Origin of the sequence: Mesorhizobium sp. L103C105A0, from assembly GCF_000502215.1 — a bacterium.
In the GTDB taxonomy this organism is placed as follows: Bacteria; Pseudomonadota; Alphaproteobacteria; order Rhizobiales; family Rhizobiaceae; genus Mesorhizobium.
In genome coordinates this window covers 109740-135530 of record NZ_AYXF01000009.1, presented here as the reverse complement: position 1 = coordinate 135530, position 25791 = coordinate 109740, and the positions used below count along the sequence as shown (strand labels likewise).

19 protein-coding genes are annotated in these 25791 nt (G+C 63.8%); 10 read left to right on the top strand and 9 right to left on the bottom strand.

Annotated features, from left to right (window positions below):
- Positions 1 to 87 precede the first annotated feature (87 nt).
- The 8 genes from X727_RS142590 (at position 88) to X727_RS142620 (ending at position 10792) form a co-directional block, all read left to right on the top strand.
- Positions 88 to 3558, top strand: coding sequence for an indolepyruvate ferredoxin oxidoreductase family protein (locus X727_RS142590; protein ID WP_023834800.1), 3471 nt, complete (start codon positions 88 to 90; stop codon positions 3556 to 3558).
- Between the two features lie 142 nt (positions 3559 to 3700).
- On the top strand, positions 3701 to 6013 hold the full coding sequence (locus tag X727_RS142595) for an EAL domain-containing protein (RefSeq protein WP_023732631.1): 2313 nt from the start codon (positions 3701 to 3703) through the stop codon (positions 6011 to 6013).
- A gap of 167 nt (positions 6014 to 6180) precedes the next feature.
- Entirely contained in the window at positions 6181 to 6948 is a 768-nt protein-coding gene (locus X727_RS142600; protein WP_023732632.1) for a hypothetical protein, read from the top strand.
- 104 nt (positions 6949 to 7052) lie between these two features.
- Entirely contained in the window at positions 7053 to 7202 is a 150-nt protein-coding gene (locus X727_RS1000000166900) for a DUF3096 domain-containing protein (RefSeq protein WP_023671341.1), read from the top strand.
- A gap of 157 nt (positions 7203 to 7359) precedes the next feature.
- Positions 7360 to 7584 (top strand): aa3-type cytochrome c oxidase subunit IV, encoded by a 225-nt coding sequence (locus X727_RS142605; protein ID WP_023671340.1) that lies wholly within the window; start codon positions 7360 to 7362, stop codon positions 7582 to 7584.
- Positions 7585 to 7685: 101 nt separating this feature from the next.
- On the top strand, positions 7686 to 8963 hold the full coding sequence (locus tag X727_RS142610) for a Re/Si-specific NAD(P)(+) transhydrogenase subunit alpha (protein ID WP_023834799.1): 1278 nt from the start codon (positions 7686 to 7688) through the stop codon (positions 8961 to 8963).
- A complete protein-coding gene (locus tag X727_RS142615) occupies positions 8960 to 9388 on the top strand; it encodes a proton-translocating transhydrogenase family protein (RefSeq protein WP_023671338.1) in 429 nt (142 codons plus the stop codon). Before X727_RS142610 ends, X727_RS142615 begins: the two co-directional genes overlap by 4 nt.
- 6 nt (positions 9389 to 9394) lie before the next feature.
- Entirely contained in the window at positions 9395 to 10792 is a 1398-nt protein-coding gene (locus X727_RS142620) for an NAD(P)(+) transhydrogenase (Re/Si-specific) subunit beta (RefSeq protein WP_023671337.1), read from the top strand.
- A 92-nt stretch (positions 10793 to 10884) separates the two neighbouring features.
- On the opposite strand, the gene X727_RS142625 is transcribed toward X727_RS142620, so the two are convergent.
- Positions 10885 to 11802: a membrane protein gene (locus X727_RS142625; protein ID WP_023695930.1), complete on the bottom strand. Its 918-nt coding sequence runs from the start codon at positions 11800 to 11802 to the stop codon at positions 10885 to 10887.
- Positions 11803 to 12133: 331 nt separating this feature from the next.
- On the opposite strand from X727_RS142625, the gene X727_RS142630 reads away from it, so the two are divergent.
- Positions 12134 to 13591 (top strand): hypothetical protein, encoded by a 1458-nt coding sequence (locus tag X727_RS142630; RefSeq protein WP_023834797.1) that lies wholly within the window; start codon positions 12134 to 12136, stop codon positions 13589 to 13591.
- 124 nt (positions 13592 to 13715) lie between these two features.
- On the opposite strand, the gene gyrB is transcribed toward X727_RS142630, so the two are convergent.
- The 3 genes from gyrB to X727_RS142645 form a co-directional block, all read right to left on the bottom strand.
- Positions 13716 to 16187, bottom strand: a complete 2472-nt coding sequence (gyrB, locus tag X727_RS142635; protein WP_023834796.1) for a DNA topoisomerase (ATP-hydrolyzing) subunit B — start codon at positions 16185 to 16187, stop codon at positions 13716 to 13718.
- A 145-nt stretch (positions 16188 to 16332) separates the two neighbouring features.
- The gene (locus X727_RS142640) at positions 16333 to 18963 is read right to left on the bottom strand and encodes a caspase family protein (RefSeq protein WP_023834795.1); all 2631 of its coding nucleotides are present in this window, start codon (positions 18961 to 18963) and stop codon (positions 16333 to 16335) included.
- Positions 18964 to 19039: 76 nt separating this feature from the next.
- The gene (locus X727_RS142645; protein ID WP_023745825.1) at positions 19040 to 19609 is read right to left on the bottom strand and encodes an NADPH-dependent FMN reductase; all 570 of its coding nucleotides are present in this window, start codon (positions 19607 to 19609) and stop codon (positions 19040 to 19042) included.
- Between the two features lie 217 nt (positions 19610 to 19826).
- On the opposite strand from X727_RS142645, the gene X727_RS142650 reads away from it, so the two are divergent.
- A complete protein-coding gene (locus X727_RS142650) occupies positions 19827 to 21197 on the top strand; it encodes a cytochrome P450 (RefSeq protein WP_023671330.1) in 1371 nt (456 codons plus the stop codon).
- 15 nt (positions 21198 to 21212) lie between these two features.
- Here X727_RS142650 and X727_RS142655 read toward each other — a convergent pair whose 3' ends face one another.
- From X727_RS142655 to X727_RS142675, 5 genes are all read right to left on the bottom strand, one after another.
- Complete coding sequence (locus X727_RS142655) at positions 21213 to 22193, bottom strand: complex I NDUFA9 subunit family protein (protein WP_023834794.1); 981 nt, start codon at positions 22191 to 22193, stop codon at positions 21213 to 21215.
- A 104-nt stretch (positions 22194 to 22297) separates the two neighbouring features.
- Positions 22298 to 22750 carry a DoxX family protein gene (locus X727_RS142660; RefSeq protein WP_023700422.1) on the bottom strand — a complete coding sequence of 151 codons (453 nt, stop codon included), beginning with the start codon at positions 22748 to 22750 and terminating at the stop codon, positions 22298 to 22300.
- A gap of 318 nt (positions 22751 to 23068) precedes the next feature.
- Positions 23069 to 24070 (bottom strand): Ldh family oxidoreductase, encoded by a 1002-nt coding sequence (locus X727_RS142665; protein WP_023834793.1) that lies wholly within the window; start codon positions 24068 to 24070, stop codon positions 23069 to 23071.
- 114 nt (positions 24071 to 24184) lie between these two features.
- Complete coding sequence (locus X727_RS142670; RefSeq protein WP_023834792.1) at positions 24185 to 24994, bottom strand: ABC transporter permease; 810 nt, start codon at positions 24992 to 24994, stop codon at positions 24185 to 24187.
- Positions 24994 to 25707 carry an ABC transporter permease subunit gene (locus tag X727_RS142675; protein WP_245274195.1) on the bottom strand — a complete coding sequence of 238 codons (714 nt, stop codon included), beginning with the start codon at positions 25705 to 25707 and terminating at the stop codon, positions 24994 to 24996. Before X727_RS142675 ends, X727_RS142670 begins: the two co-directional genes overlap by 1 nt.
- Positions 25708 to 25791 lie beyond the last annotated feature (84 nt).

Below are 25791 nucleotides of genomic sequence, written 5' to 3'. Positions count from 1 at the left end.
CTGCCTTGCAAGCGGAGAAAGACTGCGCCATCTCACTCCTACGTTGGCTGCGCGCCCCCGGTGCTGTCTCCGCAGAGGAAATGCCTGATGACGCTGCACGACGTCGCGCTCGACGACAAGTTCGATCTTGGTAAGGAGCGCATCTTCCTGTCCGGCGCACAGGCGGTCATCCGCATGCTTTTGATGCAACGCGAGCGCGACCGCCGGGCCGGCCTCAACACGGCCGGCTTCGTGTCCGGTTATCGCGGCTCGCCGCTCGGCGGCCTCGATATGCAGCTGTGGCGGGCGAAAAAGCAGCTGGCGCAGGCCGACATCGTCTTCCAGCCCGGCCTCAACGAGGAGCTTGCCGCCACCGCCTGCTGGGGCTCTCAGCAGACGGAATTAATGGGCGAAGGCAAGCATGACGGGGTGTTTTCGGTCTGGTACGGCAAGGGACCGGGCGTCGACCGCTCCGGCGACGTTTTCCGCCACGCCAACCTCGCGGGAACGTCGAAGTATGGCGGCGTGCTTGCGCTGATGGGCGACGACCATATGGCCGAATCATCGACCAATGCGCACGCCACCGAATTCCTGTTCGTCGACACCATGGTGCCGATCCTCAACCCGGCCGGCGTTCAGGAGATCATCGACTACGGCCTCTACGGCTTTGCCATGTCGCGCTTCGCCGGCACCTGGGCGGCTATCAAATGCGTCAAGGACAACATCGAATCCACGGCCTCCGTCGATGCCGCGCTCGAGCGCCTGAACATCGTCGTGCCGGAGTTCGATATGCCGCCCGGCGGCCTCAACATCCGCGATGAGATCGACATGCTCGGCCAGGAGGAGCGGCTGCATGAATACAAGCGCGCCGCTGCATCCGCCTTCATCCATGCCAACGGCCTGAACCGCATCGTCTATTCGGGCGGCCGCGCGCCGAAGCTCGGTATCATCACGCTGGGCAAGAGCTATCTCGATGTCCGCCAGGCGCTGGAAGACATCGGCATCGACGAGGCCGCCGCCAACCGCATCGGCATCCGCCTGTTCAAGGTCGGCTGCCCCTGGCCGCTCGACCTGCAGCATATCGCCGAATTCGCCCGCGGCCTCGACACCATCGTCGTCGTCGAGGAGAAGCGCTCGCTGATCGAGGTGCAACTGCGCGAAAACCTCTACGGCACCGCCACCCAGCCGATGATCGTCGGCAAGAAGGACGAGCGCGGCGACTGGCTGTTCCCGGCCAAGGGCGCGCTCGACCCCAACGAGATCGCCATTGCGCTGGGCGAGCGCATCCTGCGCACAATCGGCCCTTCGGAAGAGATCACTGCAAAGGTGGCAAAGCTGCGCCAGTTCCAGGCGATGCTTGCCGACACCAGCGATATCGGTTCGCGCACGCCGTTCTTCTGCTCCGGCTGCCCGCACAATTCCTCGACCAAGGTGCCGGACGGCTCGATCGCCGCCGCCGGTATCGGCTGCCATTTCATGGCGCTGTGGATGGACCGCAACACGGTCGGCTTCACCGCCATGGGCGGCGAGGGCGCACAATGGGTCGGCCAGGCGCCATTCTCCAAGCGCGGCCACATTTTCCAGAATCTCGGCGACGGGACCTACAATCACTCCGGCACGCTGGCGATCCGCTTCGCGCTGTCGACCGATGCCAACATCACCTACAAGATCCTCTACAACGACGCCGTCGCCATGACCGGCGGCCAGCCGCATGAGGGCGGCCTGACTGTCGACATGATCGCCAGGCAGGTGCGCGCCGAAGGCGTCGAGCGCATCGCCATCGTCACCGACGAGCCGGACAAATATGCGGGGAAGGCCGAATTCCCCTTCGGCGCCACCATCCACCACCGCGACGACCTCGACCTCGTTCAGCGCGAGCTGCGCGACGTCAAGGGCGTCTCGGTGCTGCTCTACGACCAGACCTGCGCCGCCGAAAAGCGCCGCCGCCGCAAGCGCGGCACCTTCCCGGATCCCGACAAGCGGGTCTTCATCAACGAACTGGTCTGCGAGGGCTGCGGCGATTGCGGGGTGCAATCGAACTGCGTCTCGATCCAGCCGGTCGAAACCGAGTTCGGCCGCAAGCGCAGAATAGACCAGTCGAGCTGCAACAAGGACTTCTCCTGCGTCAACGGCTTCTGCCCGTCCTTCGTCACCGTGCACGGCGCCAAGATCAGGAAGGCCGAAGGCATTGCCGGGCGCTCCGACCCGCTTGACGGCGTGCCGGTGCCAGCCGAATTCCCGCTCGGTAGCGAGGGTTGGGCGGCGATCATCGACGGCGTCGGCGGCACCGGCGTCGTCACCATAGGTGCTGTGCTCGGTATGGCCGCCCATCTCGAGGACAGGGGCTGCGGCATGATCGACATGGCCGGCCTCGCCCAGAAGGGCGGTTCGGTGTTCACTCATGTCCGCATCGCCCGCACGCCGGACGACATCCACGCGATCCGCGTTTCGGCCGGCAAGGCCGACCTGGTACTCGGCTGCGACCTTGTCGTGTCCGGCGCCAAGAAGGTGCTTGGCGCGGTGCGCGAAGGCCATACCATCTTCCTTGCCAACACCGCCGAGATCATGCCTGGCGAGTTCGCCCGCTCGGCCGATTTCTCGCTGCCCATCGAGCGCCTGAAGAAGGCGATCCGCGCTGCCGCTGGCGACGACAAGACGCATTTCTTCGACGCGACGGGCACCGCCACCCAATTGTTCGGCAATTCGCTCGGCGCCAACATGTTCATGCTCGGCTTCGCCTTCCAGCATGGCGGGCTGCCGCTGTCGGCGCAAGCCGTTGAAAAAGCAATCGAATTGAACGGCGAGGCGGTGGCGATGAACATCGCCGCCTTCCGCTGGGGCCGGCGCGCCGCGCATCAGCCGGAGTTTGTGCGCGGCCTGGTCGCCCAGCCGGGCAAGGCCACTGAGATCGCCAAGACGCTGGACGATATCATCGCCCGCCGCGTCGCTTTCCTCTCTGCCTATCAGAATGCCGCCTATGGCAGGCGCTACGCCGAGAAGCTGGCGGTTTTGCGTGCTGCCGAGGCCAAGGCCGTGCCTGGCTCGACCGCGGTGACCGAGGCCGCCGCCAGAAACCTGTTCAAGCTGATGGCGATCAAGGACGAATATGAGGTGGCGCGGCTCTACACCGACGGCTCCTTCGCTATGGAGCTCTCAAAACAGTTCCAGAGCTACGAAAAGCTCGAATTTCATCTGGCGCCGCCGATCATGGGCAGGCGCGGCAATGACGGCAAGCCGAGGAAATCGAGCTTCGGCCCGTGGATGATGAAGGGATTTCGCCTGCTGGCGGCGCTGAAAGGCCTGCGCGGCACGGCCTTCGACGTGTTCGGCTACAGCACTGAGCGGCGCATGGAGCGGCAGCTTCTGGCCGGCTATGAGGCCGATCTGGAGCTTGTCGCCAAAGCACTTGCGCCAGGCAGGATCGAGGCCGCCATCGCCCTTGCCTCGGTGCCGGCGCTCATTCGCGGCTACGGCCATGTGAGGCAGGGCAGCGCCGAAAAGGCCGAGGGCGAGCGCACAAGGCTTGTCGAGCGGCTGGCCAACACGCCGGCGCGGCCTGAACTTCAGGCCGCCGAGTGATCGATACGCCTTGTTTACCTGAACACGAATTTTCGCGGTTTACGCCGGTGGAGCCGACTTGACGCCAAGCGTCGAAACGGCATCTCTAAACCTTTCTTAAGGCGAATGTGACATGACTGCGGTTCGTGCGACACCGCAGGCCATGCAAGAAAACAAAGCCGCAGAGATAGGTGAGGACGTCTATGCTGGGTTCGTGCGATCGTTGTTCAACGATCCCGGGATCCTGCTGATTGGCGCATTTTGCCATGGCCTCATCGGCATTCTGGTTTATTTTACCTCGGGGCATCCGGCCTATCTTGCATTGGCCGCGCTTATGCTTGGGGCGGGGCTTTACCGTTACTACGGCATCCGCAAAGGCCTGCGCATAGGCAGTTTCGAAACTTATGAACAAGCCAAGAAGTGGGAACGCTACTACCTGGTTGGCGGCACCATCCAGGCTTTCTTCATGGGGCTTTTCTGCTTCACCTCAATCTATCTCATTCCCGATGTCTTCGGGGAAAGCGCCGCCATCGCCGTCATAATGGGCTCGACGGTGACCATTGTCGGCCGCAATTACGGCTCCAAGACCATGGTTGCGGTGCAGGCCTTCACGGTCGTGCTGCCGATCGCGGTCGGGCTGATGCTCAAGGGACATCTCGGCGATTTCATCCTCGGCCTCTACATCGTGCCGTTCATCTTCATCATCACCCGGATGGCCAGCCACGTCCGCACCGTGCTGTTCAACGCCATTTCGGAGCGCAAGACGGCCGCCAGGCTCGCCGAGCGCTTCAACCGCGCGCTCAACACCATGTCGCATGGCCTGGTCATGCTCGGCCCCGACGGCAAGGTCGTGGTCGGCAATGCCGAAGCCGCGCATCTGATGTCGCTGCGCTCGCCTGACCAACTGCTCGGGCGGTCGATCCATTCGCTGCTCCTGCGCGGCGTCGCCGGAGGCATGCTGGCGCCGAAAGACTGTCGTTATGTCGAAGCGCAGCTGACGCGCGCCTTGCGCGAGGGCCGCGACCGCAAGGTGCTGGTCTCCTTCTCCAATGGCCAGCACTATGAGTTCTCGGCCCGTGAAGGCAATCAGGACCTCGGTGTCATCACCTTCGAGGACGTCACCGCCCGTGTCGAGGCTGAGGAAAAAATCCGCTTCATGGCGCGATATGACAGCCTTACCGGCCTGCCGAACCGCGCGTATTTCCATGAGCTGGTCGGCGAGGCCATGGCGTCGGGCAGCCGCGACCGCCTGTGTGCCCTGGCGGTGCTCGATCTCGACGATTTCAAGAGCGTCAACGACACCCTTGGCCATCCGGTCGGCGACGGACTTATCTATGCCGTTGCCGAGCGGCTGGCGGCCGTCGCCGGGCAAGGCGTCAATGTCAGCCGTTTCGGCGGCGACGAGTTCATGATCTTCTTCGACCGCGTCGAGGATGAAAGCCATCTGACGGGCCTGCTCGACCAGATCTTTGCCGATCTGCAGGGCGAGGTCGACGTCGCAGGCCACGGTCTGCGCATCCAGGCAAGCGCGGGCGCCGTGCTGTCCAGGGTCGAGGACACCGATGTCGACGCCATGATCGTCAAGGCCGATCTGGCGCTCTACAAGGCCAAGGAACTCGGCAAGAACAACTGGCGGCTGTTCGAGGCAGCGATGGATGCGGCGTTCCGCAACCGCCAGCTGATGAAGGCCGATCTGCGCACGGCGGTCGAAGGCAAGGCGCTGCGGGTGGTCTATCAGCCGATCGTGGCGATGAACACCATGCGCATCGCCAGCTGCGAGGCCCTGTGCCGCTGGGATCATCCCGATCTCGGGCCGGTTTCGCCCAGCATCTTCATTCCGCTGGCCGAAGAAATGGGCATCATTTCCGAGATCAGCACTTTTGTGCTCGCGGCTGCCTGCGCCGAATGCGCCAAATGGCCGGGCCAGACCAGCGTCTCGGTCAACCTTTCGGCCAAGGATTTCCGCAACCGCGACGTTGTCCAGAAGGTTCGCGACGCGCTTGCCACTTCGGGGCTCGCCGCCGGCCGCCTCGAGATCGAAGTCACCGAAACCGCGCTGCTCGACGACAAATCGCTAACGCGCCAGTATATCGAGGAACTGAAGCAGCTTGGCGTGCGCATCGCGCTCGACGATTTCGGCACCGGCTATTCAAGCCTGAGCTACCTCCACAAGCTGCCGCTCGACAAGATCAAGATCGACCGTTCGTTCCTGATGGACGTGACCCAGAACAAGCGTTCGCTCGACTTGTTGAAGGGCATCGTCGACCTGACCCGCGTGCTCGGGCTGACCGTCACCATCGAAGGTGTGGAAACCTTCGAACAGCTGAAGATCCTGGTGCATTCGGTCAAGCCGGACCTCGTCCAGGGCTTCCTGTTTGGCGCAGCACTCAGTGCCTCGGGCATAGAGACCATGTCCAACGTGACCTGGCCTTTCGCCGCCGAGCTGCGGCCGGCGGCAAAACTCGCCACGCCCTGACCCGTCATTAAATTGCGCTTGAAAAGCCCGTCTAAAAAGCGTTGTATTGTCTAGGCGTTAACTGATTGTTAAGGTTAATGATCGGTAAACACAGACGATTAGAGTTTCATCTTCTTGTTCCTTCGGTCGTCCGGTATTGTTCTCCTGCGGCGGTACGAGGGGAAGTAATGGACACGCATCAGTCAGGTGTGCTTTCGGGTGCGGCAGTCAAATCTGGCCCGCCTTCCTTGTTCGCCCGCAACGTCCTCGACGTCCTCGATCGTGTCGAATACCGGCGCTGCGAAAGCGGCGAGGATCTCGAAGCGGTCTACCGGCTGCGCTACAAGGCCTTTCATACACACGGCCTGCTTGATACCATTACCGAACAGAAGCTCGTCGATCACCTTGACGAAGTGCGCAATTGCTACTGTTTCGGCGTCTTCATGGATGGCGAGCTGGTCAGCACCGTCAGGCTCCACCATTTGACCCGTGAGACCCCCGAAGCGCCGATCATGACCGTTTTCGGCGACCGGCTGCTGCTGCGGCTGGCGCGCGGTGAAACCTTCATCGACCCGAGCCGGTTGGCGATCGATCCGCAAATGTCGTCGGCCAACCGCGCCCTGCCCTATGTCACGCTGCGGCTCGCGGTTATCGCCAACACCTTCTTCAACGCCACCAGCTGCATTTCGATGATCCGCGAGGAGCACACGGCCTTCTACCATCGCATCTTCGGATCGGTGCAGGTCGGCGAGCCGCGCCTCTACCCGCCCTTCACCATGCCGATCTTCTTCTATGAATCGATCTGCGAGCAGAACATGGCCCCGACGCTGGAGCGCTTTCCCTTCTTCCAGTCGACGGCGCTGGAGCGGCGTATGCTGTTTGCCAAGGCGCCGGCCGGCGAGCTCGCGCCGCTGACCATCCTGCCCACCGCCAAATATTTTCGCGAAGCAGCGTAATGTCGGCAAAGCCGGCGCACTTTAGCGCCCGGTGCGAGGAGCTTTCCGGCCGCTTCGGCGTTCTGGACGTCACGACCCCGACGCGGCCATAGAAAGGAACCGACATGCATATTCCCGAGCTAGCACTGACCCCGCTGATCTCGCTGATTGCCGGCGTGCTGATCCTGGTGATGCCGCGGCTGCTCAACTACATCGTCGCGCTCTATCTGATCGTCATTGGGCTGCTCGGGCTGTTTCCGCATCTGGCCGGTTGAAACGCAAAACGTTCGACGTTAGGCCGGCGACAAGCCCTACCGCCGGCTGTCAACATTCCTTTGAGGCTGTTGTCACTGGTCGTGCGGCAATAGCGCCATTGCTCTTGGCCCGGCTTTTCGCTATGTGCCTCAAAGATGTCTTCGAAGGGGTATTCCTATGGCTGATCACACGCCGACCGGTCCTGTCGAACTGGGCGCGAAGATGGACTATGCCGAACATGACCGCACCTATCATGGCTTTCTGGCGCTGGCCAAATACGGCTCGCTGTTCTGCGGCGCCCTGCTCCTGGCCATGGCTTTCGGCTTCTTCGCAGGCGGCTTCTTCTCCGCGACCATCCTGTTCGTGCTGATCCTCGCCCTCGGCGCCTTCATTCTCCGATAGTCTCTTCAGACCCTTGCCAAGGGCGTAGCCGGACATCCGGCCGCACTCTTTCGCAAAGCCGCACTCTTGCGCAAACAGGTTCCAGCCGAAAGGATCATGCGGTGGGACAGACGGTTTTCATCCCTCGCGAGCTCGATGCCAGCGAGCCTCGTGTCGCGGCCTCGCCCGATACCGTGAAGCGGCTGGCGGCGCTGGGCTTCGACGTCACCGTCGAGACGGGCGCCGGCACCAGGTCGCGCATTCCCGATGAGGAGTTCGCCAAGGCGGGCGCCGCGATCGGCAAGGCTTCGGATGCGAGCCGGGCGAATGTAGTGCTGAAGGTGCGCCGGCCGACCGATGCCGAGTTGAAGGGCTACAAATCGGGTGCGGCGGTCATTGCCATCATGGATCCCTACGGCAATGACGCCGCGGTCGCGGCGCTTGCCGAGGCTGGGATCACCGCCTTCTCGATGGAATTCATGCCGCGCATCACCCGCGCCCAGTCGATGGACGTGCTGTCGTCGCAGGCCAATCTCGCCGGCTACCAGGCCGTGATCGACGGCGCATCGGAGTATGACCGCGCGCTGCCGATGATGATGACGGCGGCCGGCACGGTGCCGGCGGCGAAGATCTTCATTATGGGCGTCGGCGTTGCCGGCCTGCAGGCGATCGCCACGGCGCGCCGTCTCGGCGCCGTCGTCACCGCCACCGACGTTCGTCCCGCCGCCAAGGAACAGGTGGCGTCGCTCGGCGCAAAGTTCCTCGCCGTCGAGGACGAGGAGTTCAAGGCGGCCGAGACCGCCGGCGGCTACGCCAAGGAAATGTCGAAGGAGTACCAGGCCAAGCAGGCAGCGCTCACCGCTGAGCACATAGCCAAGCAGGACATCGTCATCACCACGGCGCTGATCCCCGGCCGTCCGGCGCCGAAGCTGGTGTCGGCGGCGATGGTCGCCTCGATGAAGCCGGGCTCGGTGATCGTCGACCTCGCCGTCGAGCGCGGCGGCAATGTCGAAGGCGCAGTTGCAGGCCAGGTGGTGACCACGGCCAATGGCGTGAAAATCGTCGGCCACCTCAACGTGCCCGGCCGCGTCGCCGCATCGGCCTCGCTGCTCTACGCCAGGAACCTGTTCGCCTTCCTCGAGACGCTGGTCGACAAGACCAGCAAGACGCTCGCCATCAACCGCGAAGACGATCTGGTCAAGGCGACGATGCTGACCGACGCTGGCCGCGTGGTGCATCCGGCCTTCGCCAAGGCGGCGGAACAGCCCCATGTCGAACCGGCGGCCATTCCGGCGGAGACCATGGTGGCTGATGCCACGCCGAAGAAGGCTGCACCGAAAAAGGCGTCCGACAAAGCCACTGCCGGCAAGTCCGCCGCCAAGCCGAAGGGGATCGCGTGATGGATCAGACCTTGCAGAAAGCCCTCGATCAGCTCGACCAGGCAAGTGCCGCCGTCCGGCTGGCTGTGCAGAACCTGGCCAACGCGCCCGGTGGCGCCGATGCGGCGGGCGATGCCGCGCACGCACTTTCCGGCGGCGCCATCGATCCCTTCGTCTTCCGCTTCGCCATCTTCGTACTTGCGATATTCGTCGGATACTACGTCGTCTGGTCGGTGACGCCGGCGCTGCACACGCCGCTGATGGCGGTCACCAACGCCATCTCCTCGGTCATCGTCGTCGGCGCGCTGCTGGCCGTCGGCATCTCGGCCTCCGGCATTGCCACCGGCTTCGGCTTCGTCGCGCTGATGCTGGTCTCGGTCAACATCTTTGGCGGCTTCCTGGTCACCCAGCGCATGCTGGCCATGTACAAGAAGAAGGACCGGTAGAGAGCCATGAACGCCAACTTCGCGTCCTTCCTCTACCTGGTCTCCGGCGTCCTGTTCATCATGGCGCTGCGCGGCCTGTCGCATCCGACCACCAGCCGCCAAGGCAATCTCTACGGCATGATCGGCATGGGCATTGCCATTGCCACCACGCTGGCGCTGGCGACTCCGTCCGCCGGGCGCTTCGGCCTGATCGTGCTTGGTCTGGCCATCGGCGGCGGCGTCGGCGCCGTTACAGCGCGCCGCATCGCCATGACTTCGATGCCGCAGCTGGTTGCCGCCTTCCACTCGCTGGTCGGCCTTGCCGCCGTCATGGTAGCGGCAGCCGCCATCTACGCGCCGGAAAGTTTCGGCATCGGCACGAATGGCGACATCCACGCCCAGGCGTTGATCGAGATGAGCCTTGGCGTTGCCATCGGCGCCATCACCTTCACCGGCTCCGTCATCGCCTTCCTCAAGCTCGATGGCCGCATGTCGGGCAAGCCGATCATGATCGGCGGCCGTCACATCATCAACGCGGTCCTCGGCATCGCGCTGATCGTGCTGATCGTGCTTCTGGTCACCACCGAGGCCAAGCTGGTGTTCTGGCTGATCGTCGCGGCGTCGCTGGCGCTCGGCGTCCTCTTGATCATCCCGATCGGCGGCGCCGACATGCCGGTCGTCGTCTCGATGCTGAATTCCTATTCCGGCTGGGCCGCCGCGGCACTCGGCTTCACGCTTGGCAATCTGGCGTTGATCATCACCGGCGCGCTGGTCGGCTCGTCCGGCGCCATCCTGTCCTACATCATGTGCAAGGGCATGAACCGGTCGTTCATCTCGGTCATCCTCGGCGGCTTCGGCGGCGAGACCGCGGCGGTTGCCGACGACGGCATCGAACGCACGGTCAAGCAGGGCTCGGCCGACGACGCTGCCTATCTGATGATGAACGCACAGAAGGTCATCATCGTGCCGGGCTACGGCATGGCGGTCGCCCAGGCCCAGCACGCGCTGCGCGAAATGGCCGACAAGCTCAAGGCCAATGGCGTGGATGTCAAATACGCCATCCACCCCGTGGCCGGCCGCATGCCCGGCCATATGAACGTGCTGCTCGCCGAAGCCAATGTTCCCTATGACGAAGTGTTCGAACTGGAAGACATCAACTCCGAGTTCGCGCAGGCCGATGTCGCCTATGTCATCGGCGCCAATGACGTCACCAATCCGTCCGCCCGCGACGACAAGTCGTCGCCGATCTACGGTATGCCGATCCTCGACGTCGACAAGGCCCGCACCTGCCTGTTCGTCAAGCGCTCGCTCGGCTCGGGCTACGCCGGCATCGACAACACGCTGTTCTACAAGGACGGCACCATGATGCTGCTCGGCGACGCCAAGAAGATGACCGAGGAAATCGTCAAGGCCATGGATCACTGACCCCGCCGCAACCTTCCACTGGAAGGTTGTCGGTCCATCATCGGAAACAAAAAAGCCCGGTTCGACCGGGCTTTTTGATGTTGAAGACCGGTTCAGCGGCTGGTCAGGAAAACCGCTTCCTCGTCGTCGCGCTGCCTGCCGCCCAGTGCTGCCGCAGCGCTGGCGATGAAGGCGCCGATAACCAGCGACAGGGCGCCAAGCAGTGCGAAGGTGGCGCTGCCTTTCCGTGCGGCGTCGGCGGCCTGCTTGGCCTTGACCTTGGCGTCCTCGACCCTGGCCACCAGGGCGTCGACACGCGCCTTGGCGTCAGCCTCGGAAAGCCCGGTGCGGGCGGCGACCAGCTGCGACAGATAGGTCTTGTCGTCAGCCGAAATTTCGCCTGCCGCCGCACTGGCGATGAGGATGCGCGAAGCCTGCCCGGCCGCAGCCGCATCGCTGTCCGGATTGGCCGCCGCGAGCCTGGCGGCATCAGCCGGACGGAACAGCGTATCCACAAGATAGGACGTTGCATTGTCGGCCGGTGCGCTGCCGGCATTGGCGGACGCGCCGGCCGAAGCACCCATGGCGGCGCCTGAGGCAACAGTAGAAGCCGCCTGCACGCCTGAACCAAGCACTGCCGACAGCGCCGACCCGAGAATGCCGACGACCAGCAATGTCGCCAGCGCCCAGGCGAGGAGGCCGTGCGCGGTGTCACGGAAATAGACCTCGTCGGTGTGGATGCCGACCCATTTGGTGCGCAGGCGTCCGGCAAGATAGCCACCGACCCCGGAGGACAGCCATTGCACGATGATGAGCCAGATCGCGCCGGACACCGCGAAGGTGGTCAGCGAGGCACTGGCGCCGGACCACGGCGAGACCATGGTCAGCCCCAGCCCCGAACCGAGCAGCATGAGGATGAAGGTCAGCGTCGAGGCCGCGAAGGCGCCGGCGATGATCGGACCCCAGCTGACGGCCGGGGCGGAGGATTCTGTTGAGGCGGATACGTCGACAGCCGATACGGTGGACTGCATCGACGCCTCCTACCGTACGAACAGCATGATGAGAATGATGATCGGGATCGGAATACCGAGCAACCAGAGCAAAATACCGCGTCCCATAGAGAGCCTCCCTGCGAGAAATTGATCGATGTCGTCACAATGTTCCTGGGCGATTTCCGTTCCGAAGGGCAATGAAATGATTTGCTTGCCGGGAACGGAACTATTTTCCCCGCGGCCCGAGGAACGACTGCGAAACTGTGGATTGGTTCACGGAGTTCCACATGGGCTGCCGTGTATTGTTGGCTCGGTGAGCCGGGGGTAGCATGAGCGATCCCGCCGTCGGATGTCGTCAACGGAGACGCTGATGCCCAAGACTGTCGCATCGCTGGCTTACAAAAAGGCGCAGCCCGGCCAGGCGGTGGTGATCGTGCACGGCATGGGCGAGCAGCGGCCGATGGGTACGCTGAGGGGATTCGTCCAGGCGGTCTGGAGCAGCGATCCCACCCGTGCTCCACCCTACGCCCAGATTCCCGATCCGGCCGTTTCCGGCGCCACGATCAACCAGAGCTGGATCACGCCCGACAGCCGGACCAAGTCACACGAGCTGCGCCGCATCACCACGCCCTACGACGTCGATGGCCGCCGTACCGATTTCTACGAGCTTTATTGGGCCGACATCACGCAAGGCACGACGCGCGGCCGGCTGGCCGCCTGGGTGACGAACCTGTTGTGGCGCAAGCCCGCCGACATTCCGCCCGACGCCCGCAAGCTTTACGTCGCCACACTTCTGATCGTTATCGTCATTCTGGGCGCAGCACTCGTGCTGGCAACATCGGTCTGGCAACAGGCCGTTACCTTGACGACCGGCCTGATGATCACCACCCTCGCTTCTTTTGTCATCTGGGCGGTGGATCAGTTCGCCCTGCCCTATTTCGGTGACGTCGCCGCTTATGTGCGCGCCGAGGCGGCGACGATCGAGAAGCGTGCGCTGATCCGCGACAGAGGCCTGACGTTGCTCAAGACGCTGATGAAGGACGATGCTTACGACCGCATCGTGCTGGTCTCGCACAGCCTTGGGTCGATCATCGCCTATGATTTGCTGCAGATCCTGTGGGCCGAGTTCCGGCCGCGAAGGCTGGAAGCGGTCCGCGACAAGGCCAAACTGGCGGCGGTCGAGGCCATCGACAAGGCAACGCTCGGCTCTGATGGGTCAGCGTGGCCAAACAATCTTGAAGACCTCGCCGGGTTCCGGCGCGGCCAATGGGCGCTCTACCAGCAGCTTCGGACCAAGGACGCCGACCACCCGCTGCCCTGGAAGATCAGCGATTTCGTCACGCTTGGCAGTCCGCTCTCCCACAGCGAATTCCTGGTGACCTACAATCTCGCGGAATTCAGGCGTGGCCTTGCCGAGCGCCTGTTCTCGGCCTGCCCGCCGATTGCCGATGACGGGCGCGCCGGCGGCACCGTGCTTTACCAGGAAGGACACAGCCAAGCAGGCAAGGCGCAGCGCGCGGTGCATCATGGCGCGGTGTTTGCGGCAACGCGCTGGACGAACGTCTACGACCGCGGCAATGGCTGGGCGACAGGCGATCCGATTTCCGGTCCGATGACGGAAAATTTCGGCCCCGGTGTGGAGAACATCCAGGTCGAGCTTCGCAGCTCACTTGGCCGTATCTTCACCCACACGCTTTATTGGTCATCGACGGCAAACGGCGTCGAAATCGCCCTGCCGGCGGGCACCGCGCCGCGCTCGCATCTGCAAGTGCTGCGCGACGCCGTCGATCTCGGGCGAAAGCTGGACCGAGTTGAGTGGCGGCGTTGAGAACGGTTCATCGCAAACGCTGGAGATTGGCTGAGACCTCACCCACGTCGTTATCCTAGGGCGAAACAGGAGCGAAGCTCCGTCGCGAAGACCCTAGGATGACGAAGCGATGGGCGCGCAGCCATCAAATGTCCAGATTGGCCACCGACAGCGCGTTGTCCTGGATGAATTCGCGCCGCGGCTCGACCTCGTCGCCCATCAGCCGCGAGAACAAGCTGTCAGCATCGGTTGCGTCATTCACCTTGACCTGCAGCAGCGAGCGCACATTCGGGTCGAGCGTGGTTTCCCAGAGCTGCTCGGCATTCATCTCGCCGAGGCCCTTGTAGCGCTGCATGGTCAGGCCCTTGCGGCCGGTCGCAAACACCGCGTTGAGCAGCGCCAGCGGCCCCGAAATGACTTCGGAGACATCCTTGCGGCGCAGCACCGGCGGCTCGCCATAGACTTCCATGAGGCGCGGGGCATAGCGGTCGAGCTGGCGTGCGTCGGCTGAATTTATCAGCCCGGCATCGAGCTGCGCGAATTCCTTGACGCTGCGCACCGTGCGTTCGAACACATAGCCGCCGACGCCTTCATTGGAGGTCGACAGCCGGCCGGTCCAGCCGCGCTCGGTGTCCTCGGCAATGATGTCGAGGCGCTGGGCGACGCGTTCGGCCATGGCATTGGCGCGGCCGAGGTCGTTTAGCACATCGGCGTTGAGCGCGCCGGCGATCGCCGCCTGTTCGACCACGCCCCTGTTGTAGCGCGTGTGCAGCCCGTTGATGAGCTGGCGCACGGCCAGTGCATCATCGATCGAGCCGCGCAGATCCTGTCCGGCCCGCGCCTCGCCGGAGGCAAGCGTCAGCGACGCCTCTTCCAGCCCGGAGCCGATCAGGAACTCCTCGAAGGCGCTCTCGTCCTTGATGTATTGCGAGCTTTTTCCGCGCGTCACTTTGTAGAGCGGCGGCTGGGCGATGTAGAGATGGCCGCGCTCGATCAGCTCCGGCATCTGGCGGAAGAAGAAGGTCAACAGCAAGGTCCTGATATGGGCGCCGTCGACGTCGGCGTCGGTCATCAGGATGATCTTGTGGTAGCGCAGCTTGTCGGCGTTGAACTCGTCCTTGCCGATCGAGGTGCCGAGCGCGGTGATCAGCGTGCCGATCATCTCGGAGCCGAGCATGCGGTCGAAGCGGGCGCGCTCGACATTGAGGATCTTGCCGCGCAGCGGCAGGATCGCCTGGTTCTGGCGCGAACGGCCACCCTTGGCCGAACCGCCGGCGGAATCACCCTCGACGATGAAGATTTCGGATTTCGCCGGGTCGCGTTCCTGGCAGTCGGCAAGCTTGCCGGGCAGAGAGGTGACGCCGAGCGAGCTTTTGCGGGTGATGTCGCGGGCCTTGCGCGCGGCTTCGCGCGCCGCAGCCGCCTGGATCACCTTGTCGATAACCACCTTGCCCTCGCTGGGGTGTTCTTCCAGCCAGGTGCCAAGCGCCTCGTTGACCAGGCCTTCGACCACCGGGCGGACTTCCGACGAGACCAGCTTGTCCTTGGTCTGGGAGGAGAATTTCGGGTCGGGAACCTTGACCGACAGCACCGCCGTCAGGCCTTCGCGGCAGTCGTCGCCGATCAGCGCCACCTTTTCCTTCTTGGTCAGGCCCGACGATTCGCCATAGCCGGTGATCTGGCGCGTCAGCGCGCCACGGAAGCCGGCCAGATGGGTGCCGCCATCGCGCTGCGGGATGTTGTTGGTGAAGGCCAGCACGTTCTCGTGGTAGCTGTCGTTCCACCACATCGCCACTTCGACGGTGATGCCGTCGCGCTCGGCCTTGATGGCGATCGGCTTGTCGATCAGCGGTTTCTTGACCCGGTCGAGATATTTGACGAACTCTTCCAGGCCGCCATCATAGTGCAACTCGTGGCGCACGAGATCGGCATGGCGGGCATCGGTCAAAATGATGCGCACGCCGGAATTCAGGAAGGCGAGCTCGCGCAGCCGGTGCTCCAGCGTGCCGAAGTCAAACTCGACCATGGTGAAGGTTTCGGACGACGGAAAGAAGGTGATCTCGGAACCGCTGCGGCCCTCATAGGTGCCGGGCTGCTTGTTCTGCTCATAGCTGCCGGTCGCCTTGAGCGGCGCATCGGCATTGCCATGCGTGAAGCTCATCTCGAAAATCTGGCCGTTGCGGCGGATTTTCAGCTTCAGCCAGGCCGACAACGCGTTGACCACCGAGACGCCGACGCCGTGCAGGCCGCCAGACACCTTGTAGGAATTCTGGTCGAATTTGCCGCCGGCATGCAGCTGCGTCATGATCACTTCGGCCGCCGAAATGCCTTCGCCAGTGTGAATATCGGTCGGAATCCCGCGGCCATTGTCGATAACGGTGACCGAACCGTCGGGATTGAGCGTCACCGTGACCAGATCGGCATGGCCGGCCAGCGCCTCGTCGATGGCGTTGTCGACCACCTCATAGACCATGTGATGCAGGCCCGAGCCGTCGTCGGTGTCGCCGATATACATGCCCGGCCGCTTGCGGACAGCGTCCAACCCCTTCAAAACCTTGATGGAATCGGCGCCGTATTCGGCCTCAGCGCCGTTGGCGTTGTCGCTTTGATCGCTCATGAAAACCTGTCTGATTGATGCCGCATGCTCAGCGCGAAAAAATGGCTTCGAATCACGCCGCTTTGATGTCCTAGATATAGGCGCAAAAGGCGGTTTTTCCAAGGTTTGCGGGCATTTCAGGGCTGAATCCCGAGCTGGCAGCCGGCTATTTTTTCGCGGCTTTCAATTTGGCCAGAAGACGGCGCAGATATTTGATCGTGGGTTTGTCCCTCGGCGCCAGTTTGCCTGTGCGGTCAAGCTCCAGCGTCAGGTCTAGCGCCTGCGACAACACAGCCTTCGGATTCTTCGCCACATAGGCATAGTTGATGTAGGCCTGTACCAGATCGAATTGCCAGATCGCATTGTCCGGATCGGACAGGGCCAACCGCTGGCGGATGGCCAGGCTGGCTTCGAAGGCCTTCTTCGAGCCCTCATAGTGGCGCTGCTTGGTCTCCAGCAGGCCTATTTCCTCGAACGTGATCGACAGGTCGCGCTGCCAATCGGAATTGCCCGGGTCGAGCTTTGCCAACCGGTCGGCAATGACGAGACTGTCCTGGTAGTTCTGCAAAGCACCGGCGATATCGCCCTGGGCATCAAACACGCCGGCAATTTTTTCCAGACAGACTGACAGGTCGCGCTGCCAGTCGGTGTTGCCTGGGTCGCTGGCGGCAAGGTCTCGCGCCGTGGCCAGCGCCTGCTGGTAGGCCTCCAACGCGAGTGGCCAGTCCTTCTGGTCGCCGTAAGCATTGCCGATCTTGGCGTAACCGACCGACAGGTCGCGCTTCAAATCGGTGTCGTTTGAGTCGCGGCGCACCAGCGCTTCGGCGATTATTTGGCTCTTGTTGTAGGCGTCGAGCGCGCCCGCAGCGTCGCCACGCTCGCGCAGGACGTCGCCGATCCTGGTGTAGCTGACGGAGACGGCGCGCTGATGCCTGGGGTCGTCGGGGTTGTTCTGCGCCAGCGCCAGCCGAATTCTCAGGCTCTCTTCGAATGCAGTCTGGGCGCCATCCAGCTGGCCGGCGGTGCGGGCAAGACCGCCGATTTCGTCGTAGGTAATGGTCAGGCCGCGCAGCAGATAGACGCTGTTCGGCTCGGCGTCGGCCAATTGCTGCTTGATGGACAGGCTTTGCCGATAGGCTTGGGCTGCCGCACCCACATCGCCTTGCGTCGCCAGTACGTTGCCGATCTTGTCATTGGCCATGGCCAGATCGCCGAGCCAGTTTTTTTGGTCAGGGACCCTTCCAGTCAGATCCTGCAGCATGTCCCTGGCCGCCTCATAGTTTTGCAGGGAGGCCGGCAGGTCGCCTTGCGCCATCTTGATGTTGGCAAACTTGATATGGCCGATGGCGAGATCGCGCTTGACGCTCTGATCGGTTTCCTGGCGCGCTCGCTGCTCGAGGTTGGCGACCAGCGCCGCAAAGGCGCGGCCGGCGGCATCGGTGTTGCCAATCGTTGTGTAGAGGATGCCGAGCTCTTCCAGCGTGCGGCTTTGGCGGTCGGCCTGTTCCAGGCTGAGCGAGGTCTGTCCGGCTTCGCCATAGAGCGCCAGCACCGTTTCATAGTCCTTGATGGCGGTGGCATAGTCCAGGGTGGCGCGCGCCGCGCCGCCCGAGAGAAACCGCGTCGCGGCTTCGGACAGGGTGCGGCTGACGAAATTGGCCTTCAACGCCTGGCGCGAGACATTGTCGACGTCGGCGGCCTTGGCGAGGATCACGCGTGCGCCATCGAAAGCGCCGAGCGCCAACTGTTCCTCGGCCTGGCGGCGCAGTTCGGTCACCTGCGGGTCGTCGGCGGCCAGCGTCTTCATCTCGCCGCGCACCTTGACGAAGGCGTCGGCCGCCTCGCGCAGCTTGGCGTCCAGGCTTTCGCCGGAGAGATGGCTGGTGTCGGAACTGATCAGCGCGCCATAGAGCGGCGCCAGCGGCATGTCGGCATCGCTGGCGACCCGTTCGACCGCGCCGCGCATTTCCGGCGTCACATCGGCCATGGCAAGCAACAGCCGCTCGCGCTCCGGCAGTTGTTCCTTGGCCGCCGAGGCGAAGAACAGCTTCGGCAGCCCGCTCTCGACGTAGGGCAGCTGTTTTCCGCGCGAAAGGTCGTAGACCTCCTGCTGCACCAGCGTCAGCACCGAGCGGATTTCGAGCCCGTCGGTGCCGAGGTATTTGATCAGCGCCGCTGTAAAGGGCGAATTCGCACCGGTACCGTCGGCAGCCGTCTCGCCGGGCGCCGCCGAAAAGGCGAACAGGATGTTTTCCGCCTTGCCGACGCGTCCGAGGCCCGGCTTGATCTTGTCCACCAGGTCCTTGATCAGCGATGTGGCGCCACGCCCGTCGCCGCTGCCGCCTGTGAACGGATCGCTGCGGCAGGCGTCGAGCACGATCAGCCCGACCTTCGCCGTGGCGGCAACCGCATCGCGCACTTCCTCCAGCGGCAGGCTGGTCTTCTCCAGCTGGTCGAGCGAGGAGGCATCGGCATCGACCGGCAGAAGACGGTTGTCGCCGGAGATTTCGACGCCATGGCCGGAGAAATACACCAGCGCCACGTCGGCGCCCATGGCGTCCTCGCGAAAATCGTCGAGAGCCCGGCGCATGCGCCCGAGATCACGATTGGTCTCGACCACGACCTCGAAGCCGAGCTTCTTCAGCGCCACTTCCATCACCTCGCCGTCATTGACAGGATTGGCCAGCGGCCGCACCAGCCGGTAGTCGTCCTCGGCAATGACCAACGCCACGCGCCGCTCCGCCACCGCTGTGGCGGTGGTCGCAAGCATCAACAGCAAGGCAAACAACAGGCGCAAATCGAACCGCCCCCGGCTCAGTCACCTGCCGACCATTCCACCTCTTTATGGCATGAGCAAGCCGGGGCCGGCTGCGTTACGTAGCCCGCATCGGCTTCAGCGCCCCGCTCCAGCGCGAGAGCTCGTCCAGCATGGTCTTGGTCCCACCCTCTACCTGCTCACTAGCCTGGAAGGAGCCGTCGCTCTCCAGCAGTTTCTGATACATCGGCAGCGCGACGCCTTCCGAGATGGGCATGACGCCCACCGCGGTCAGCAGCGGCTTCAGCGCCTGCGCGGCGCGCAGGCCTCCGGAAACGCCGCCATAGCTGAAGATGGCGGCTGGCTTGTATTTCCATTCGCGCGCAAGGTAGTCGATGGCGTTGACGATCGCAGGCGCCACGAAATAATTGTACTCCGGCGCCACGAACACGAAGGCGTCGGCGGCATCAATGACCTTCGACCAGGCTTTGGTGTGGTCGTTCTGGTAATTGCCGAGCCTGGGGTGATGCGGCTCGTCCAGAACCGGCAGATGGAACGTGGCAATGTCGGTCAGCACCGGTTCGAATTTGCCGTGCTCGCGGGCAAAATCCTCCAGCCAGTGGGCGAAGACCGGCCCGGCGCGGCCCGGCCGCGTGCTGCCGATTATGATGTTCAGCTTGTGCTTCAAGCGGACTCTCCTGGGCGATTGGCAGTAGCTGTTGGTAACTGTCACCTATGGCAGAGTGTCCAACCGGACAAGCCGCAACCGTTTCACCGGCGGTCACGATCCGATGAACACACCGTCTGTCGGGCACACCGGGCGCTGCAGCGTTTCAGTTTGCCGTTCGGTCACATGGACGCCCGGATTGCCAGCCACTACATCTGAGCTATCAGCGGAGCACCTCATGGACACGCAGCCCGTCCCCTTCGTGCCGCCGGCGCCCAGGCCGCGCACGACGCCGCCTTCGACGCTGGAGATGATGCGGATCGTCTACCGCAATCCGCTCGAACTGTGGGGCGAGCACACCTACAACGAGCCCTGGATTTCGGCGAATGGCGTCGGCGGGCATCTGATCGTCGCCAACGATCCCGGCCTTATCCGCCACGTGCTGATCGACAACGCCAAGAACTACAAGATGGCGACGGTGCGCCAGATGATCCTGCGACCGATCTTGCGCGACGGGCTGTTGACCGCCGAAGGCGAGGTGTGGAAGCGCTCGCGCAAGGCGATGGCGCCGGTGTTCACGCCGCGGCATATCTTCGGCTTCGCCGAGCCGATGCTGCGCCGCACGATGCAGTTCGTCGCCCGCTATGACGAAGGCGGCATGACCGATGTCGCCCATGACATGACGCTGCTCACCTACGATATCCTGGCCGAGACGCTGTTTTCGGGCGAGATTGCGGGCGAGCCCGGCAGTTTCGCGCAGGAGATCGACCGCCTGTTCGAGACCATGGGCCGCGTCGATCCGCTCGACCTGTTGCGCGCGCCCGAATGGCTGCCGCGGCTGACCCGCATCCGCGGCCGCAAGACCATGGCCTATTTCCGCAAGATCGTCACCGATACGGTCAAGATGCGCGAGGAGCGGCTGAAGCGCGACCCCGACACCGCGCCGCAGGATTTCCTGACGCTTCTGCTGCGCGCCGAAGGCCCCGACGGGCTGACGCGGGCGGAAGTCGAGGACAACATCATCACCTTCATCGGCGCCGGCCACGAGACCACCGCGCGGGCACTGGGCTGGACGATCTACTGCCTCGCCGAAGCGCCGTGGGAGCGCGAAAAGGTCGAGCGCGAGATCGAGGCCGTGCTGGCGCGCGAACCCGACCCAACGAAATGGCTCGAGGCAATGCCGTTCACCCGCGCCGCCTTCGAGGAGGCGCTGCGGCTTTATCCGCCGGCGCCGTCGATCAACCGCGAGCCGATCGAGACGGAGACCTGGAACGATCTGGTGCTCCCCAAGCGCGCGGCCGTACTGGTGATGCCTTGGGTCGTCCACCGCCACAGAAAACTGTGGGACATGCCCGACGCCTTCATGCCCGAACGCTTCCATCCGGGAAACCGCGAGAAGATCGACCGCTTCCAGTATCTGCCGTTCGGCGCCGGTCCGCGCATCTGCATCGGCGCCAGCTTCGCCATGCAGGAGGCGATCATTGCGCTGGCCATCATGCTGTCGCGCTTCCGCTTCGATGTGACCGCCGAGACCAAGCCGTGGCCGGTGCAGAAACTGACGACACAGCCGCAGGGCGGCCTGCCGATGCAGGTCACGCGGCGCGTTTAACGGCGCAACGCCTTGTTACGCGATACCGGCGGGCTTGCGCTGGAACTGGCCTGCGGCGCGGAAGCGCCAGAGATAGCTGGGCAGGATGGTGCCGATAGACTGCGGCTGGATGTCGAGGCCGGCAAGGTTCCGGTTGGCCTTGTTGGCCTCCTCCGACACGATGTTGGGCTGGCGCAGCAGCAGCACCTGGTCCTTGGTCAGCAACGGGTTGGGCAGCAGGCCGAGGATCGAGGCCTGCAGATTGGCCATCCACCACGGCACCGGCACCAGGAGCCGCTTGCGCTCGATGACAGTGAGCAGCTCTTCCATGCACTGCTTGAAGGTGAGCACTTGCGGCCCGCCGAGTTCATAGATCTGGCCGCCCTTGATCTTGCCCTCGACCGAACGCGCCACGGCTTCGGCGACATCGCCGACATAGACCGGCTGGAACTTGGTCTGGCCGCCGCCGATCAGCGGCAGCACCGGCGAATAGCGCGCCATGTCGGCGAAGCGGTTGAAGAAACTGTCCTCGGGTCCGAAATTGATCGACGGTCGGAAGATGACGGTGTCCGGGATCGTTTCCAGGACGGCCTTTTCGCCGAGCGCCTTGGTGCGCGCATAGTCGGACTCGGCGTTGAGGTCGGCGCCAAGCGCCGAAATATGGGTGAGCCCTGCGCCGACCGAGCGCGCGGCTTCGGCGACGGCGCGGGCGCCGAATTCGTGCACGGTGTTGAATTTCTGCCGGCCGCTTTCATACGGGATGGCGACCAGATTGATGACATGGTCGGCGCCCTGCACGGCGCGGTCGACCGACCAGCGCACGCGCACATTGGCCTGCACCGGCTGGATCTGGCCGACATTGCCGAGGGGCTGCAGATGTCCCGCGAGATCGGGCCGGCGCACCCCCACCCTGATGCGGTAGCCGCGCTTGGCCAGCGCCCGCACAATGTGGCGGCCGACGAAGCCGGAGCCGCCGAAGACGACCACGAGCTTGGGGATCTGCAGGATTTCGGTCATGGCTGGCTCCGGCGCTCGAAAGCTTGGCTGAAGCCGTTTCATAGTCCGTTTTGGGCCAAAGGCAAAGGGTGACGCGTCGTCGCTGCCACCCTCTTATAGACCCTTCAGAACGCCTTGCCGAGGCGCGCGTCGACCGACTGCCGGTTGCCGCCGCGGATAACGAAGAACAGCAGGATCGCCGCCCATAGAAGCGACTTTTCAGCGCCGGAAAAGCCCTGGCCGACAGTGATCCAGTGGAACCAGACGGTGACCAGCAGCACGATCATGCCGGCAAAGGCGGCGGGCCGAGTCAACAGGCCGATGGCGATCAGAATGCCGCCGAAGAATTCGGTGCAGGACAAAAGCAACGACCAGAACGCGCCGGGATAGAAGCCGAGGCCTTCGACCATCTCGGCGGCGCCGAAAGGGTTGGTGATCTTCTGCGAGCCGTGAATGGTGAGAAACCCGCCGGCGACGACGCGCAGAAGGGTTTCGGCGCCATCATGCAGCGACGAATACAGGCGGCCAAACACCGGAACGATAAGTTTGCCCCGGGAAGCGTCGGTGGTTGCGGACATCGTAGCTCCTGTTGTTGTGACGATCCCTTGCAAACGCCCGATGGTTCCCGGCAAGTCAAGTTAACAAAAGTTAACTTCCGCCATCATGTTTTAGCACACAGAGCACGAACGCAGAAAACCCCGCCGAAGCGGGGTTTTCCGGGTGACGCAACGGTCGAGACAGAGCGCAACGGGGCGGATAAGCTGAGACGGCATACGCCCGCCCGGGCCCTGGACGTATCCGACAGAAGACACCGACCGGGCAAACCCGACCCGGCAGCTATTGGTCGTTGCGATCGGTAGAAAGGTTCAGCCAGGTCGCGTTGTCGCAGGACCGCTTCAGCCCGAATAGCGCTCGGCGAACTCGGAAATGCGCTGCACCACGGCTTTGGGGGCATTGATGCCGCGCGCCTGCGCCTTCTCGGCCGCTTCGGCCCGCGCCCGGCCCGGCACGTGCACGCCAAAGCGCCGGCGCAGCCGGTCGAGCTGATCCTTCATGCGCTGCTCGAAATCCGGGTCGAGCAGTTTTGGCTCGACGGCGAGCACGAACAGGCCGGTTCCCGGGCTGTCCGTTCCGCCGGAGAACCAGGGCGCGTCGAGCGACCAGTTGGCGCCCGACAGTCCAGCCGCCAGCACTTCAACCATCAGCGCGATGTTGGCGCCGCGCTGGCCGCCGAAGGCCAGCATGGCGCCCTTCATGGCCGCGGCCGGATCGGTGGTCGGGTTGCCGCTGGCGTCCAGCGCCCAGCCTTCGGGGATCTTCTTGCCGTCCTCGGCCGCCTTGCGGATGTTGACGAAGGCGGTGGCGCTCGACGACTGGTCGATGACCAGCGGCGCGCCATCGGCGGCGGGTGCCGCAAACGACATCGGGTTGGTGCAATAGACCGGCTTGACCGAGCCCGAGCCCGCCAGCACCGCCGGTCCGTTGGTGGCGGCGAAGGAGACCAATCCCAGTTGCGCCAGACGCCCGGTGAAATAGCCGAGCGCGCCGCACGTATAGGCATTCTTCTGCGAGAAGATGGCGACGCCGAACAGCTTTGCCGCCTTGGCGAGGTCGTCGATGGTGCGGTCGAAGCCGGTATGGGCGAGGCCGCCACGCGCATCGGAGAGATAGACGGCGAGCGCCGGCCTGGTGATCACCGGATCGGCATTGCCGTCGATGCGGCCGGCTTCCAGCGCTTCGAGGTAATCGATGAAATGGGTCAGCCCGACGGTCGAAAGCCCTTCCGCCTCGGCGGCAATGATCGAGGCGGTGAGCGACCGCGCCGCCTCCTCATTGGCGCCGGCGCCGAGCGCCGCCATCCGGCACAGCCCTGTTGCCTGGTCTAGAGAGAGTTGCATGGTGCGGACCCGATTGGTGGTGAGAGTGAGTAGGGAGTAGTCAGTAGGGAGTAGCGAAAGCAAGCGGTTTCCCGGTCATATGCTGACTACTCACTACTGCCTGCTCACTATTCCCTAGCCCACCTTGTTCGGTATGCGCGCCTCGATCTTGCTGAATGCAAACACCAGCATGCCGGTGATGATCATGTAGATCAGCGCCAAAAGCAGCAAGGGTTCGTAGGTGAGGTAGGTGTCCTGCCGGACCTTGGACGAGACTGCGAAGATGTCGATGACGCTGATCGTCGCCACCAGCGGCGTCGACTTCAGCTGCAGCACGGTTTCGCCGGTCAGCGTCGGCAGCGCCCGGTAGATGGCCTGCGGCAGCCAGATGCGGCGGAAAATCTTCCAGCGGCTCATGCCGAAAGCGCGGGCCGCCTCTAACTGCCCCTTCGGCACGCCGGCAAAGGCGCCGCGCATTACTTCGCCCTCATAGCCGGCGAAGGACAAGGTCAGTGCCAGCACGCCATAAGGCCAGGCTTGCCTCAGATACGGCCACATCCAGGATTCGCGGATCCAGGGAAATTGCGGAAACAGCGAGCCCAGCCCGTAATAGAGCAGCCACAACTGGATCAGCAGCGGCGTGCCCCTGATGACGGTGCAGAATGTCCTGGCTGGAGCGGAAAGCCAGAACGGGCCGGCGGCCTGCGCCAGCCCGAGCGGCACGGCGAGCAGGAAGCCGAGAAAGCAGGTGACGGCCAGGATCCACAGCGACCGCCAGACGCCGATCAGTCCCATTTCATAATATTGCGGCAGCCAGTCCCAGCGCATGAAGAAGGCGGCGCTCAGCACCAGCCCGATCGCGATCAGGATCAGCACGATGCGATGCGGCTGCAGCCACAGCGACGTCCGCGCGGCAACATTGATAATGGTCGCTTCTCCGGCCATCAGCGCGCATCCTTGAGCGACGGCATACCGCGCCTGGACCGCGCTTCGACGCGGCCGATGATGAGGTTGGAAACCAGCGACACCAGGAGATATAGAAGACCGGCGGCGAAAAAGAAGGTGAAGTAAGCCTTGGTCACGCCGGCGGCCTGCCGCGTCGCTAGCGCCAGTTCTTCGAAGCCGACGACAGCCAGAAGAGCGGTGTCCTTGGTGGCGATCAGCCACAGATTGGCCAGCCCCGGTATGGCGAAGGGCAGCATGGCCGGCAGCGTTATGCGCCGCAGCATCAGGCCGGGCGACATGCCGTAGGCACGCGCCGCTTCGATTTGCCCCTGCGGTATCGCCAGTATGGCGCCACGGATGACTTCGGTCGAATAGGCGCCCTGGACGAAGCCGAGCACGGCGATGCCGGCGGCGAGCCCGCTAATATCGAGGCGTTGAAAGCCGAGCGCCGCCAGCAACTGGTTTATCAAATCGGTGCCGGCGTAGTAGAGCAGCAGAATCAGCACCAGTTCCGGCACGGCGCGCACGACGGTGGTGTAGACTGCGAGCAGGTCGCGCACCACGGGACCGCCATAGAGTTTGCCGAAGGCGCCGGCAGTGCCGATCATAAGACCGAGGCAGGTTGCGCCAAGCGCGATTTCCAACGAATGCAGGAGGCCGAGCAGGAGCTTACCACCCCAGCCTGGCGGGTTGTACGAAAGGAGCTCTATGATGCCGGCCGCCGAGGCCGAAAGAAGTGCGTCGATCAGCGTCGCCCCCGGATGCTGGCTCTAACCGCCGACGGCAGCGCCGGCGGC